This window comes from Pseudomonas lactis (genome assembly GCF_001439845.1).
Classification (GTDB): Bacteria; Pseudomonadota; Gammaproteobacteria; order Pseudomonadales; family Pseudomonadaceae; genus Aquipseudomonas; species Aquipseudomonas lactis.
In genome coordinates, this window is record NZ_JYLO01000001.1 from 327,597 (window position 1) to 341,428 (window position 13,832).

At 60.7% G+C, this 13,832-nt stretch carries 14 protein-coding genes; 3 read left to right on the top strand and 11 right to left on the bottom strand.

What is annotated here, in order from left to right:
• Nucleotides 1–21: 21 nt before the first annotated feature.
• From ubiB to ubiE, 3 genes are read right to left on the bottom strand one after another with little or no spacing between them, the layout of a single operon-like run.
• Nucleotides 22–1,626: a ubiquinone biosynthesis regulatory protein kinase UbiB gene (ubiB, locus tag TX24_RS01380; protein WP_003187885.1), complete on the bottom strand. Its 1,605-nt coding sequence runs from the start codon at nt 1,624–1,626 to the stop codon at nt 22–24.
• Entirely contained in the window at nt 1,623–2,246 is a 624-nt protein-coding gene (locus TX24_RS01385; RefSeq protein WP_003187886.1) for a ubiquinone biosynthesis accessory factor UbiJ, read from the bottom strand. The genes ubiB and TX24_RS01385 overlap by 4 nt, the downstream gene beginning before the upstream one ends.
• Nucleotides 2,246–3,016 carry a bifunctional demethylmenaquinone methyltransferase/2-methoxy-6-polyprenyl-1,4-benzoquinol methylase UbiE gene (gene ubiE, locus TX24_RS01390; protein ID WP_003171186.1) on the bottom strand — a complete coding sequence of 257 codons (771 nt, stop codon included), beginning with the start codon at nt 3,014–3,016 and terminating at the stop codon, nt 2,246–2,248. The genes TX24_RS01385 and ubiE overlap by 1 nt, the downstream gene beginning before the upstream one ends.
• Before the next feature lie 145 nt (nt 3,017–3,161).
• On the opposite strand from ubiE, the gene TX24_RS01395 reads away from it, so the two are divergent.
• From TX24_RS01395 to TX24_RS01405, 3 genes are all read left to right on the top strand, one after another.
• On the top strand, nt 3,162–3,437 hold the full coding sequence (locus TX24_RS01395) for a polyhydroxyalkanoic acid system family protein (protein ID WP_057709575.1): 276 nt from the start codon (nt 3,162–3,164) through the stop codon (nt 3,435–3,437).
• A 104-nt stretch (nt 3,438–3,541) separates the two neighbouring features.
• Nucleotides 3,542–3,964, top strand: coding sequence for a phasin family protein (locus TX24_RS01400; RefSeq protein ID WP_034134703.1), 423 nt, complete (start codon nt 3,542–3,544; stop codon nt 3,962–3,964).
• Between the two features lie 12 nt (nt 3,965–3,976).
• Nucleotides 3,977–4,912 carry a phasin family protein gene (locus TX24_RS01405; protein WP_034134704.1) on the top strand — a complete coding sequence of 312 codons (936 nt, stop codon included), beginning with the start codon at nt 3,977–3,979 and terminating at the stop codon, nt 4,910–4,912.
• Between the two features lie 187 nt (nt 4,913–5,099).
• On the opposite strand, the gene TX24_RS01410 is transcribed toward TX24_RS01405, so the two are convergent.
• The 8 genes from TX24_RS01410 to TX24_RS01445 form a co-directional block, all read right to left on the bottom strand.
• Entirely contained in the window at nt 5,100–5,720 is a 621-nt protein-coding gene (locus TX24_RS01410; RefSeq protein ID WP_057709576.1) for a TetR/AcrR family transcriptional regulator, read from the bottom strand.
• 28 nt (nt 5,721–5,748) lie between these two features.
• Nucleotides 5,749–7,431: a class II poly(R)-hydroxyalkanoic acid synthase gene (phaC, locus tag TX24_RS01415; RefSeq protein WP_057709577.1), complete on the bottom strand. Its 1,683-nt coding sequence runs from the start codon at nt 7,429–7,431 to the stop codon at nt 5,749–5,751.
• Between the two features lie 90 nt (nt 7,432–7,521).
• Nucleotides 7,522–8,367, bottom strand: coding sequence for a poly(3-hydroxyalkanoate) depolymerase (gene phaZ / locus TX24_RS01420; RefSeq protein ID WP_003187895.1), 846 nt, complete (start codon nt 8,365–8,367; stop codon nt 7,522–7,524).
• Nucleotides 8,368–8,532: 165 nt separating this feature from the next.
• A complete protein-coding gene (phaC, locus tag TX24_RS01425) occupies nt 8,533–10,212 on the bottom strand; it encodes a class II poly(R)-hydroxyalkanoic acid synthase (protein WP_057709578.1) in 1,680 nt (559 codons plus the stop codon).
• Nucleotides 10,213–10,461: 249 nt separating this feature from the next.
• On the bottom strand, nt 10,462–10,839 hold the full coding sequence (locus TX24_RS01430; protein ID WP_003187897.1) for a gamma-butyrobetaine hydroxylase family protein: 378 nt from the start codon (nt 10,837–10,839) through the stop codon (nt 10,462–10,464).
• Between the two features lie 164 nt (nt 10,840–11,003).
• Nucleotides 11,004–12,341 (bottom strand): ATP-dependent protease ATPase subunit HslU, encoded by a 1,338-nt coding sequence (hslU, locus tag TX24_RS01435; RefSeq protein WP_003187898.1) that lies wholly within the window; start codon nt 12,339–12,341, stop codon nt 11,004–11,006.
• Nucleotides 12,342–12,378: 37 nt separating this feature from the next.
• Nucleotides 12,379–12,909: an ATP-dependent protease subunit HslV gene (gene hslV / locus TX24_RS01440; RefSeq protein WP_003171209.1), complete on the bottom strand. Its 531-nt coding sequence runs from the start codon at nt 12,907–12,909 to the stop codon at nt 12,379–12,381.
• 220 nt (nt 12,910–13,129) lie between these two features.
• Nucleotides 13,130–13,831: an SPOR domain-containing protein gene (locus TX24_RS01445; protein ID WP_003187899.1), complete on the bottom strand. Its 702-nt coding sequence runs from the start codon at nt 13,829–13,831 to the stop codon at nt 13,130–13,132.
• Nucleotide 13,832 lies beyond the last annotated feature (1 nt).

The window sequence follows — 13,832 nt, forward strand, 5'->3', positions numbered from 1 at the left end:
GACAGTGTATAACCGGATTGGCTATCGACGCACGATCAGATAAACACCCACGGCGACCATAATGCCGGCTGGCCAGTGGCCCAGTTGGTTCAATGGCCCGCCGATCGCCAGCATCACCCCGCCCACCAGGTGCGCGGCGCCGAGCAGGCGCAGGAACCAATCGTCCTTGCGCTTGCGCCACGGTGGCTCTGGGTCCTTGGCGTGGGGCTGGGACATGCGCTCCAGCAGGTCGCGGGTCATGTTGGCCAGGTGCGGCAGCTGTTCGAACTGGCTGTGCAGGTTGCCCAGCATGGTTTTGGGGCTCATGCGCTCGCGCATCCAGCGTTCCAGGAAGGGTTGCGCGGTGTTCCACAAATCGAGGTCCGGGTACAGCTGGCGGCCCAGGCCTTCGATGTTCAGCAGGGTCTTTTGCAACAGCACCAGTTGCGGCTGCACTTCCATATTGAAGCGCCGCGCGGTCTGGAACAGGCGCATCAGCACCTGGCCGAAGGAAATATCTTTTAACGGTTTTTCGAAGATCGGCTCACACACCGTGCGGATCGCCGCTTCAAATTCATTGAGCTTGGTTTCCGCCGGCACCCAGCCCGAATCAATGTGCAACTGCGCCACACGACGGTAGTCGCGCTTGAAGAAGGCAAACAGGTTGCGCGCCAGGTAATCCTGGTCTTCGGGGGTGAGGCTGCCGACGATGCCGCAGTCGATGGCGATGTACTGCGGGCTCCACGGGTTGACGGTGCTGACGAAGATGTTGCCCGGGTGCATGTCGGCGTGGAAGAAACTGTCGCGGAACACCTGGGTGAAGAAAATCTCCACGCCGCGCTCGGCCAGCATCTTCATGTCGGTGCGCTGGTCGGCCAGGGTCGCAAGGTCAGTGACCTGCACGCCGTAGATGCGCTCCATCACCAGCACTTTGGGGCGGCACCAGTCCCAATACACCTGCGGCACGTACAGCAGTTGCGAGCCTTCGAAGTTGCGCCGCAATTGGCTGGCGTTGGCCGCCTCGCGCAGCAGGTCGAGTTCGTCGTAGATGGTTTTTTCGTAGTCGGCGACCACGTCCACCGGGTGCAGCAGGCGCGCATCGGCGGAGAAACGTTCGGCCGCGCGGGCGAGGACAAACAGCCACGCCAGGTCCTGGCCGATGATCGGCTTGAGGCCTGGGCGAATGACTTTTACCACCACTTCTTCGCCGGTCTTGAGTTGCGCGGCGTGCACTTGTGCCACCGACGCCGAGGCCAGGGGCTCGACGTCGAAGCGGCTGAACACCTCGCTGATCTTCTGGCCCAGCTGTTCTTCGATCAGCGCCATCGACTGCTGCGAGTCGAACGGCGGCACGCGGTCTTGCAGCAGCATCAGCTCGTCGGCGATGTCTTCGGGCAACAGGTCGCGGCGGGTGGAGAGGATCTGCCCGAACTTGATAAAGATCGGCCCCAAATCCTGCAACGCCAGGCGCAGGCTGGCGCCACGGCTCAACGGCGACGGCTTGCGCGGGAACCAGCGCCATGGCAGCACATAACGCACCGCCAGCAAAAACCACGGCAAAGGCAGGGCAAACAGCAGATCATCGAGACGGTAGCGGATTACGACGCGCTGGATACGAAACAAACGGCGGACGGCGAGCAGCTTCATGCGTTATCGCTTGGATCAAGGGAACGGCTCAAGCGCTCGAAGCGGGCCTCGAGGCGTTCCAGGTCGATTTTGGCCTTGTCGAGTTCGCGAAAGCGCGCTTGCGCTTCCCGTTGCCCGACCAGGGTGCGCGATTCTTCGCTCAGGTATTCGGCGAGGTTCTGGTTGAGGCTGGCGAACCCTTGCTGATACCAGCGCGAGCGGCTGCGCAGGTGCCCGCTGATCAACTGGGTGGCGACGGGGCCGATCCAGCGCGACAGTTCGTATTCCCAGTCCAGCTCCAGGTCTTGCAGCACGGCGGCCAGGTCCATCAGCACCGCGCTGTCGCCTTCCAGTTCCACCTCGGGGCTGTGGAGGATGGCAGTCTTGTTGCGGCTCAGCGCCAGGTGCAACAGGCTGGAGGCCGGCGCACGCAAGGTGCAATCGGCTTGGGCGGCCCATTGGGTGGCGAGCAGCAGGCCTTCATCGCTGGGCAGGATAAACAGCTGCAAGACGGGGCTGCGGCAATCGACGGCAATGACTTTGCCGGTCAGGTGCGCGAGCCGCGCCAGGGCAGTGCTGTCCAGGCGCAGGACACGGTTGAGGCCGTGCTCGACGCTGGCGAGGAGACCTTGCAGCAGCATCAGGGCTTGATGCCGCGGTGCAGGGCGACGATGCCGGACGTCATGTTGTGGTAGGTCACGCGGTCGAAACCGGCCTCCACCATCATCGACTTCAGGGTTTCCTGGTCCGGGTGCATGCGGATCGACTCGGCCAGGTAGCGGTAGCTCTCGGCATCGTTGGTGATCAACTTGCCCATCAACGGCATGAAGGCGAAGGAGTACGTGTCGTAGACCTTGGACATCAGCGCGTTGGTCGGCTTGGAGAACTCCAGCACCAACAGGCGGCCACCTGGCTTGAGCACGCGCAGCATCGAGCGGATCGCGTCCTCCTTGTGGGTCACGTTACGCAGGCCGAAGGCGATGGTCACGCAGTCGAAATGGTTGTCCGGGAACGGCAGCTTCTCAGCGTCGGCCTGGACGAATTCGATATTGCCGGCCACGCCTTTGTCGAGCAGGCGGTCGCGGCCAACCTTGAGCATCGAGCCGTTGATATCGGCCAATACCACCTGGCCGGTGGGGCCAACCAGCTTGGAGAACTTGGCCGCCAGGTCGCCTGTGCCACCGGCGATGTCCAGCACCCGGTTGCCGGTGCGTACGCCCGACAACTCGATGGTGAAGCGCTTCCACAGGCGGTGCATGCCGCCGGAGAGCACGTCGTTCATCAGGTCGTACTTGGCCGCCACGGAGTGGAACACCTCAGCGACTTTTTCCGCCTTTTGGCTTTCCGGGACGTTCTTGAAGCCGAAGTGAGTGGTGGGTTCGGCATCGCTGCCTTTGCGCTGATCAGTCATATCGCTGTCACCAAAAGAGAATGCGGGACATGATAATCCCCAAGGCCTACTTTGTCTTGGCAAGGCTGCAGGTAAGATAGGCGCTCATCGAGACCTTTTGCCGCATGGCGGGTGTTCTGAGTCGTTATAAAGAGGAGTCATTGCAATGGCCCGTATTACCGTTGAGCGTGAACACACCCTGGGGAAAGAACAGGCGCGGGCCAAGGCTGAGCTATTGGCGCGCAAACTCGAGGACAAATATGGCGTGGATTTTTCATGGGCTGGCGACACCCTGAAGCTCAAGCGCTCCGGGGTTAAAGGCACGGTGTGGGTGGCCGATGATTCGCTGCGCATTGATGTGGAACTTGGCCTGTTGATGTCGGCCATGAGTGGCACGATCAAGTCCGAAATCGAAAAAGCCCTGGATAAGGCCCTGGCCTGATAGGGCTGTGCTTAGGGTGCCGATTCTAATTTTAAACCCTACTTTGTGCCCAAGCCCTCAACTCTTGCGGGCCGTCCGCCACCCAATCCTGTGTGAGGTGCACCATGGCCAAAGTTATTTTGAAGAAAAAAATCGACGTTCAGACCACCCCTCTGAATGAGGTTAAAAGCTATGCCCGCAAGATCTGGCTGGCGGGTCTTGGTGCCTACGCCAAGGTCGGCAGCGAGGGCGGCGAGTACTTCAAGGAACTCGTTAGAAGCGGTCAACGTGTTGAAAGTAAAGGTAAAAAAGTTGTAGTTGAACAACTTGATGCCGCCAACAGTCAGATTGACCAAGTAAAGAGTAACGTCTCCGGCGTCAAAGGCCTGGTTGAAGTTCAACTGGATAAAGTTGAAAAAGCTTTTGATACTCGTGTCGCCAGTGCCTTGAATCGGATCGGCATTGCGTCTAAACATGACGTGGAGACACTCTCTGCTAAGCTCGAAGAGCTGACGGCATTGCTCGAACGTGTCGCGCGTAAACACTAAGGAGACATCGGGATGGCTGTTAAAAAGACTACTCAGAAAGAAGGCAGCTCGTGGGTCGGGAAAGTTGAAGAATATTCCCGCAAAATCTGGCTCGCTGGTTTAGGCGTGTACTCGAAGATCGACAGTGACGGCAGCAAACTCTTCGAGACCCTGGTTAAAGACGGCGAGAAAGCCGAGAAGTTGACCAAGAGCACGGTTGGTAAAAAAGTCGACGCTGCCAAGGCGAGCGCGGGTTCCGCCAAGTCGAGCATTTCGGATACCTGGGGCAAGTTGGAAGAGACTTTCGACAAACGCCTCAACAGTGCTATTTCGCGACTGGGCGTACCGAGCAAGGCGGAGTTGAAGGCGCTGCACAGCAAGGTCGATACCTTGACCAAGCAAATCGAAAAACTCACCGGCGCCAAAGCGGCTCCCGCCAAGATCGCCGCCGCCAAGCCTGCAGCAAAACCGGCGGCCAAACCAGCAGCTAAAACCGCCGCTGCAAAACCCGCCGCCAAAACTGCCGCCAAGCCGCTGGTTAAAGCCGCCGCCAAGCCGGCTGCAAAACCCGCTGCGAAAGCGCCAGCCAAAGCCGCTGCGAAACCTGCGGCCAAGCCAGCGGCTAAAACCGCTGCGGCCAAACCGGCTACCAAGCCTGCCGCTAAGCCAGTGGCCGCTAAAGCCGCCGCGAAACCTGCAGCTAAACCGGCTGCCAAACCTGCGGCTAAAACCGCTGCTGCTAAACCTGCTGCCAAGCCCGCCGCTGCGAAACCTGCGGCCAAACCTGCCGCGGCCAAAAAGCCTGCGGTAGCGAAAAAACCGGCAGCCGCAAAGCCCGCCGCAACGGCCAAGCCAGCCACGGCGCCAGCACCGGCCGCTTCTACCGCCAATTCGGTGTCCGCACCGACGCACGCGGCTGCTACCCCGACTGCTACGCCGGCTACCCCGACGCCATCCAGTCAGTCCTGATTTCTACGGGACACAAAAAACGCCCGGTCTGCGAAGATCGGGCGTTTTTTATGCAAGCCTGAAAAACGCCGCATGCCCCATTTTTGTAGGAGCGAGCTTGCTCGCGAAAAACTCAAAGACGCCGTGTTTATTCAGGAAGCCCCCGTTATCGTTGACGTTTTTCGCGAGCAAGCTCGCTCCTACATGTTTAATCAACGTCATCCAGGTACTTCAAGGCGAACTTCTCGGTCGCCTGCCGCGCCGTCGGCAGCAGATGCGGCGCCACCAGCATCATGATCTGGTACACCACCACCCGCACTTCACCTTCACGGTCCAGAATCCGTTGGTAATCCAGGGAAAACAGCAACGTCAGGGTGATCTGCTCCACCAGTTGCCCCAACGCCTGGGTATCACTGACCAGTTGCCCAGCCGCCTTCAACCGCGCAAGCAATGACGCCAATGTGCGCTTGAGCGCCGTGAGCAAGTGACGGATCCCCTTGGCCAGCTTGGGCAAGCGCCCGGCCAGGTTCGACAGGTCCTGGAGCAGGAACCGGTAGTGGGCCATGCGCTCGACAATCAGGTGCAGGAACAGCCAGTAATCCTCGGCCTCCAGTTGCGCATCGGCGGGAGGGTCCAGCAGTGGCGCCAGCTCAGATTGAAAACGCTCGAACAACCCGAGCACCAAGGGCTCCTTGCCGTGGAAGTGATAGTAGAGGTTGCCGGGGCTGATCCCCATTTCATTGGCCACCTCCATGGTCGACACGTTTGGTTCGCCTTTGTGGTTGAACAACTGCAGGGCACATTCAAGGATACGGTCGCGGGTCTTCATCCAGTCTTCTTAAAGTTGATCGCTGAGCTCAGCGCACCCGCACGTAAGTGCCCGGCGCCGCTTCCATCGGTGGGTAATTCTGGTTGCCCAGGGCGGTGAGAGTTTCGCGTTGTACACCGGAGCGTTTTTGCACCCACTCCAGCCACTGCGGCCACCAACTGCCCTCGACGTGCTGGGCGTCGTAATACCAGGCGCGCGGGTCGCTACTCAGCTTGGGGTTCTCGACGTAGTTGGCCTTGGGGTTGCCCGGCGGGTTGAGGATGCTCTGGATATGCCCGCTGTTGGACAGCACAAAGCGCCGCTCGCCATCCAGCAGTTGCGTGGAGCGGTACACCGCATCCCACGGGGTGATGTGATCGTTGATCCCGGCCACGCTGAAGCTGTCCACCGCGACCTTGCGCAAGTCGATGGGCGTGCCGCACACCTCCAGCCCACCGGGATGGCTCAGGGGGTTGTGCTTGAAGAAGTCCAGCAGGTCGCCGTGCAAGGCGGCGGGCAGGCGGGTGTTGTCGTTGTTCCAGTACAGGATGTCGAACGCCGGCGGTTCCTTGCCCAGCAGGTAGTTGTTGATCCAGTAGTTCCAGATCAGGTCGTTGGGGCGCATCCAGGCAAACACCTTGGCCATGTCGCGACCGTCCAGCACGCCTTGCTGGTAGGAGCGGCGCTTGGCGGCTTCCAGGGTTTGTTCATCGGCGAACAAGGTTGCAGGGCTGTCGATCTGGCTGTCCAGCAGGCTCACCAGGTAGCTGGCGCTGGAGATGCGCCGCAACTGGCGCTTGGCTTGCAGGTGGCCTTGCAGCGCGGCGATGGTCAGGCCGCCGGCGCAGGCGCCCATCAGGTTGACCTCGCGGGCGCCGGTGATGGCCCGGCACACGTTGAGCGCTTCTTCCAGCGCCGCCACGTAGGTGGACAGGCCCCATTCGCGATGCCGCACGTCCGGGTTACGCCAGCTGACCATAAAGGTCTGCAGGCCGTTTTTGAGCGCGTATTGCACAAAGCTGTTGGCCGGGCTCAGGTCGAAAATGTAGTACTTGTTGATTTGCGGCGGCACCACCAGCAGTGGCTTGGCGTACTGTTTTTCGCTCATGGGCTTGTATTGGATCAGCTCCAGCAGCTCATTGCGAAACACCACCGAACCGGGCGTGGTCGCCACGGTCTTGCCCACTTCGAAAGCGTGCTTGCTGACCTGGCGCGGCAAACCGTTGTTGTGCAGCAGGTCTTCGAACAAATTACTCACGCCACGCACTACGCTGTTGCCGCCGGAGTTGAGCAACTCCTTGATCGCCAGCGGGTTGAGCAGGGTGTTGGAAGGGGACACGGCATCGTTGAGCAGGGCGAAGGCGAACTGCGCGCGGGCGCGATCATCGTCACTGAGGGCGCTGTCATCGATCCACTGCCGTGTCTGTTTTTGCCAGCTCAGATAGGCTTGCAAGCTGCGGCGGTACAGCGGGTTGAGCTTCCAGGTGGGGTCGCTGAAGCGATGGTCCCTGGGGTTGGGTTCGTGCACGGTCTCACCCAGCAGCACGCGGCCCAGTTGGCCGCTCAGGGCCAGGGCGTGGCGGGCGGTGTGCACCGGGTTGCGCAGGCCATGCGCGGCCACGGTACGCAGGGTCGACAGCAAGTCCCGGCCACGCAGGCCGGTGATCGCATTTTGTGCGTTGATGAACGTAGCGGGGGTGGGCGCCGGGTTCGTCACGGGTCTTTCTCGCATGAGCCAACACTCCTTCGTCAAGACATCAAGCAGGCACGCCAATCCAGAACCATAGTCGGTTCCTGGCAAGTTGCGCGGTGGTGTGTTCCTTCACACCGCCGGTCGCGGATGTATCACGGCGCGCAGGCGCTCCTCTTCGAGAAACTTCATGATGATCGGCGCCACGGCTTCGGCCCGGGTGATCAGGAACAGGTGGCCGTCATCGATGATGTGCAACTGTGCATTGGGGATGCGCCAGGCGAGCAGGCGCATGTTGACCAGCGGGATCAGCGGGTCATCGTCGCCGGCCAGCACCAGGGTGGGCTGGCGGATCTTGTGCAGCCAGTGAATGCTGGTCCAGCCCAACCCGGCAAACAACTGCCAGTAGTAACCCAGCTTGCCGGCCGAGCGCACTTTGCTGGCGTGTTCGGCGGCCAGTTTGGAATCACGGCGGAACGAGCCGCCATAAATCATCGGTGCAATGCGCACCACATGGGACGGTTGGATATAACGCCTGGGGCTTGCCATCAGCCACAAGACTTTCGGTTTGCCCGGCACCATGAAGGCACCGGCCGCCGTGGCCGCCAGGATCAATTTCTTGCAGCGCTCGGGGTAGTCATAGGCGAACTGCTGGGCCAGCGCGCCGCCCCAGGACACGCCCACGGCGTTCACTTGGCCGTAGTCCAGGTAGTCGAGCATGCGTGCGGTGAGCTTGGCCAGGCCGGGGAAACGGTAGGGCCGGTTCGGCGTCGAGGAACCGCCCACGCCGGGCACGTCGAAGGCGATCACTTCCAGGTCCGGGTCCAGGGCCTGGACGAACGGAAACACCAGCTCAAGGTTGGCGCCGATGCCGTTGAAGATCAGCAGGGGCGTCAAGTGCGGCTTGCCCGGACGCACCGCCGTGCGGATGGTCTGGCCATCCAGGTCGATGGTACGGAAGATGAACGGTTGCGGCATGCTCAAGCCCTGTGAAGTGGTGCTATTGGTCTGTAGGAACTCGGTCAGTGTGGGAGCTGGCTTGCCTGCGATGGCATTCTTTCAGGCCGCGATTAGTGAGCAGGCCCATTGCTATCGCAGGCAAGCCAGCTCCCACATCTGATCTCATTTCAATCACAAGAATGCCTAGCGTTCATGTACATAGGTACCCGGCGCCGCTTCGGCGGCGGCATAGGTTTTATTGCCTAATGTCGTCGGGGCTTTTTTCAGTTTCCCCGCCCGTTCCGCCTGCCACACCTGCCAATGCAGCCACCACGAATCGGTGTGCTTGGTCGCATCTTCCTGCCACTCCAGCGCACTGCCGGCCAGGCCCTCGCTGGTCTGGTAACGCGCCTTGGGGTTGCCCGGCGGGTTGAGGATGCTCTGGATATGCCCACTGCTGGACAGCACAAACTCGACCTTGCCACCGAACAACTGCGCTGACTTGTAGCAGGACTGCCACGGCGTGATGTGGTCGTTGGTGCCGGCCAGGGAATAGATATCGGCGGTGACCTGCTTGAGGTCGATAGGCGTGCCGCACACTTCCAGAGCGTTGGGGCGTACCAGTGGGTTGTTTTTGAACAGTTCGATCAGGTCGCCATGGAACGCCGCCGGCAAGCGGGTGGTGTCGTTGTTCCAGAACAGGATGTCGAATACCGGCGGCTCGTTGCCCAGCAGGTAGTTGTTGACCCAATAGTTCCAGATCAGGTCGTTGGGGCGCATCCAGGCAAAGACCTTGGCCATGTCACGGCCTTCCAGCACGCCGGCCTGGTAAGAGTGGCGCTTGGCCGCTTCCAGCGTCTGTTCATCCACAAACAGCGCCACCTGGGTGTCCAAGGTGGTATCCAGCACGCTCACCAGCAGGGTCAGGGCGTTGACCTTCTTCTGCCCCAGCGCCGCGTAGTGGCCCAACAGCGCGGTGCAGGTGATGCCGCCGGAGCAGGCGCCGAGCATATTCACGTCTTTGCTGCCGGTAATCGCCGTGACCACATCGACCGCTTCCTTCAGCGCCTCGATATAGGTGGATAGCCCCCATTCGCGCTGGGCCTTGGTGGGGTTGCGCCAACTGACGATAAAGGTCTGCTGGCCATTGCGCAGGCAGAAGCGCGCCAGGCTTTTATCCGGGCACAGGTCGAAGACGTAGAATTTGTTGATCTGCGGCGGCACCACCAGCAGCGGGCGCTCATGCACCTGCTCGGTAATGGGCTTGTACTGGATCAGCTCCAGCACGTCGTTGCGAAACACCACCGCGCCTTCGCTGGTGCCCAGGGTCTTGCCGACTTCGAAGGCGCCCATGTTGACCTGGCTGGGCATGCCGCCGTTATGCACCATGTCCTTGGCCAGGTGGGACAGGCCGTCGAGCAGGCTTTTACCGCCGGTTTCAAAGAAGCGTTTGACCGCCGCCGGGTTGGCCGCGCTGTTGGTGGGGGCCATGGCTTCGGTCATCAGGTTGATCACGAAGTGGCCGCGGCTGATGTCTTGTGCCGACAGGTTGCTGTCGTCGATCCAGTCGTGAAGTTCCTTGCGCCACGCCAGGTAAGTCTGCAAATAACGTTTGTAGAGCGGGTTCTGGCTCCAGGCCGGGTCGTTGAAGCGACGGTCGTCGCCCTCGGGCACCAGTGCGGATTTTCCGAACATCACATTCTTCAATTCAACGCCAAAGTGGGCGACGTGCTTGACGCTGTGCAACGGTTGCTTGATGGCTTGGGTCAGCACCATCTTGGCCGAGGCCAATAAGTCCTTTTTGCGTAACGCGATGATCGGGTTCAACCCCAGGGTGTTTTCCGAGGCCTGGCGTTTCAAGTCATCGTTATTCTTGTTACTCATCTACGACGCTCCATTGTCCGAAAGACGAGTACCGGCGATTGCTGCGCACCCAATTTCGATACACGACACCAGCCTGGTACTGCGACTCGGGTGACCGTTGATACCGCATCGTCAAATGCAGGGAACTTGCCAGCTCCATTGGTTACCCGAGTTTATTTTTTTTCGCAAGCGGGCCAATCGTTGGCCACGCGACAGGGCATTCAAGCAGATGAAATTAGAAAATGCGCTCTAAACAGCAAGACCCTTGGGCTAGAGCATCAGCCGCACGACCGACTCACTCGGATCGCGGGTTTTTCCAGCGGCTTTGAGCTCGGCCAGGTAGTCGGCCCACAAAGCCTCCTGACGTACGGCCAATTGATAGAGGTAGTCCCAGGTGAACAGTCCGCTGTCATGACCGTCGTCGAAGGTCAATTTCAGTGCGTACTGGCCGGCCGGTTCCAGCTTGATCAACCGGACGTTGAGCTTGCCGAATTGCAGGATGGGTTTGCCGTGGCCCTGGACCTCGGCGGAAGGTGAGTGCACCCGCAGGAATTCGGCGGGCAACTGGTAGGTTTCATCCGGCCCGTAGGTCAGGCCGAGGGTGTTGGAGGTTTTGTGCAGGTTTACTGCGGTAGGAAATTTCGACATTGGAGATAACCCTGTAGGAACCGGCTCAAAATGTGAGAGGGACCAATGTGGGAGCTGGGCTTGCCCGCGATGCAGGCACCTCGGTGTTTCAGGAACACTGAGGTGATGCTATCGCAGGCAGGCAAGCCAGCTCCCACACAAGCCACTCTCACATTGAGTGAGGCTTACAGGATATAACGAGACAAGTCTTCGTTCTGCGCCAATTCGCCCAAGTGGCTGTTGACGTAATCAGCATCGATCTTGATCGCTTCGCCATTCTGCGCACCGGCCATGTCGCCGGCACTGAAGGACACTTCCTCCAGCAGGCGCTCAAGCAAGGTATGCAGGCGACGGGCACCGATGTTCTCGGTCTTCTCGTTGACCTGCCAGGCGATCTCCGCCAGGCGCTTGATCCCGTCTGCCTGGAATTCGATACCCAGCCCTTCGGTTTTCAGCAACTCGCGGTACTGCTCGGTGAGCGAGGCATGCGGCTCGCTGAGGATGCGCTCGAAGTCGCCCGGCGTCAGCGCCTTGAGCTCCACCCGAATCGGCAAACGGCCTTGCAGCTCGGGCACCAGGTCGCTGGGCTTGCTCAGGTGGAAAGCACCGGAGGCGATAAACAGGATGTGGTCAGTCTTGACCATGCCCAGCTTGGTGTTGACCGTGCAGCCCTCGATCAGCGGCAGCAAATCGCGCTGCACGCCTTCGCGGGACACATCCACGCCGCCTGAGTTGCCTCGCTTGGCCACTTTGTCGATCTCGTCGATAAACACGATGCCATGTTGCTCGACCGCTTCCAGGGCCTTGGCCTTGAGTTCTTCCTCATTGACCAGGCGCCCGGCTTCTTCGTCGCGCACCAGCTTGAGCGCCTCTTTCACCTTGAGCTTGCGGCTTTTCTTCTTGCCCTTGCCCATGTTGGCGAACAGGTTCTGCAACTGGCTGGTCATTTCTTCCATGCCAGGCGGGGCAGAAATATCCACGCCGGACACTTCAGCCACTTCGATCTCGATTTCCTTGTCATCCAGTTGGCCTTCACGCAGGCGCTTGCGGAACAGCTGGCGAGTGTTGGAATCGGTAGCCGGTGCGGCGTCTTCGTTGAAACCCATGCGTGCCGGTGGCAAAAGGGCGTCGAGGATGCGCTCTTCAGCGGCGTCTTCGGCGCGGTGGCTGACCTTGGTTACTTCCTGTTCGCGCAGCATCTTCAGGGCGGCGTCAGCCAGGTCACGAATGATCGACTCGACATCGCGGCCCACATAGCCGACTTCGGTGAACTTGGTCGCTTCGACCTTGATGAACGGTGCATTGGCCAGTTTGGCCAGGCGCCGGGCGATCTCGGTTTTACCCACGCCGGTGGGGCCGATCATCAGGATGTTCTTGGGCGTTACTTCAACGCGCAGTTCTTCCGGCAGTTGCATCCGGCGCCAGCGGTTACGCAGCGCAATGGCAACGGCGCGCTTGGCATCGTCCTGGCCGATGATATGGCGATTGAGTTCATGGACGATTTCGCGGGGAGTCATGGACATAGTGTTTGGCGGCCTCAAGCCTGAATAAGCCCAGGGCTTACTCGGCGAGGTCCTGCTCCTCAATGGTCTGGTTGTGGTTGGTGAACACGCAGATATCGCCAGCGATACCCAGGGCGGTCTCGACGATTTCACGGGCCGACAGGTCGGTTTTCTTCAACAGCGCGCTGGCCGCAGCCTGGGCGTAGCCGCCGCCGGAACCCATGGCGATCAGGCCATGCTCGGGTTCAACCACGTCGCCGTTGCCAGTGATGATCAGGGAAGCGTCTTTGTTCGCAACCGCGAGCATGGCCTCCAGGCGGCTGAGGGAGCGGTCGGTGCGCCATTCTTTGGCTAGTTCCACAGCGGCGCGCACCAGGTGACCCTGGTGTTTCTCAAGCTGGCCTTCGAAACGCTCGAACAGGGTAAAGGCGTCGGCGGTTGCGCCTGCGAAGCCGGCAAGCACCTGGCCGTGGTACAGGCGGCGCACTTTCTTGGCGTTGCCTTTCATCACGGTGTTGCCCAGGGAAACCTGGCCGTCGCCGCCCATGACAACTTTGCCGTGGCGACGTACTGAAACGATGGTGGTCAAGGGGAGAGTCTCCACGCAGCGGGGCGAAAATGCCCTGATGGAAACTCATATGGGGGTGGCGAGGGGGATTTCAACCGTAGGAAGGCAGGGCGGACGAGTGGTGATCGTTCCCACGCTCCGCGTGGTAATGCCGCCTTGGGCGCTCTGCGCCTGCTCTGTGACGCAAAGCGTCAAGGGGCACGTTCCCACGCGGAGCGTGGGAACGATCAGTGGGTATGCGTCAGCGGCTCTGGCGTTGTTGTAACAACAGGTTGCTAAACCCTGCGCCGGCCAATTGCTTTTGCGCCACGGTCAGCTGTTCACGGTTGCTGAACGGCCCCACCAATACGCGATACCAGGTCGCGTCCTTCACCGTGCCAGACTCCACCGATACCGACTGGCCCAACAGAATGATCTGTGCGCGTACACGGTCCGCATCCGCCTGTTTCGGGAACGAACCCGCTTGCAGGAAGAACTTGGTCACCGGCGCAGCCTTGGTGGCTGCCACGGGCGGTGCTGGCGGCGGCGTGATGCCGGCCAGCGCGGCCTGGGCGCGCGCGGTGTCGATTTTCGCCGCTTCTGCTGGGGTTACCGGCGTGGTCGGCACCTGTGGCGTCGGCAGGGTTTTTTCCGGCACGGCGTCAGGCGGCACGATCACTTCCGACTCCGGCAGCAGCGTGTAGAAGTCGTACTTGGGCTTTACCGGTGCAGTCGGGCTCGGCGCGGTCTTGTTGGCTTCGGCGATTTTCGTGGCCTTTTGCTGCTCCTGTTTGACGCGCTTGACGTCATCGCCCTGGCCGGGCTCCAGCTTCATCAGAAACACGATAAATGCGCCGACCGTAAGGCCGATGGCCATCCACAGCCAACCCGGAATCGGTTGCTTCGCCGGGGCCTGGTAGCGGCTGGCGCCGCGCTTGGGTGCAGGTTTTTTCTTGGCAGCCAAC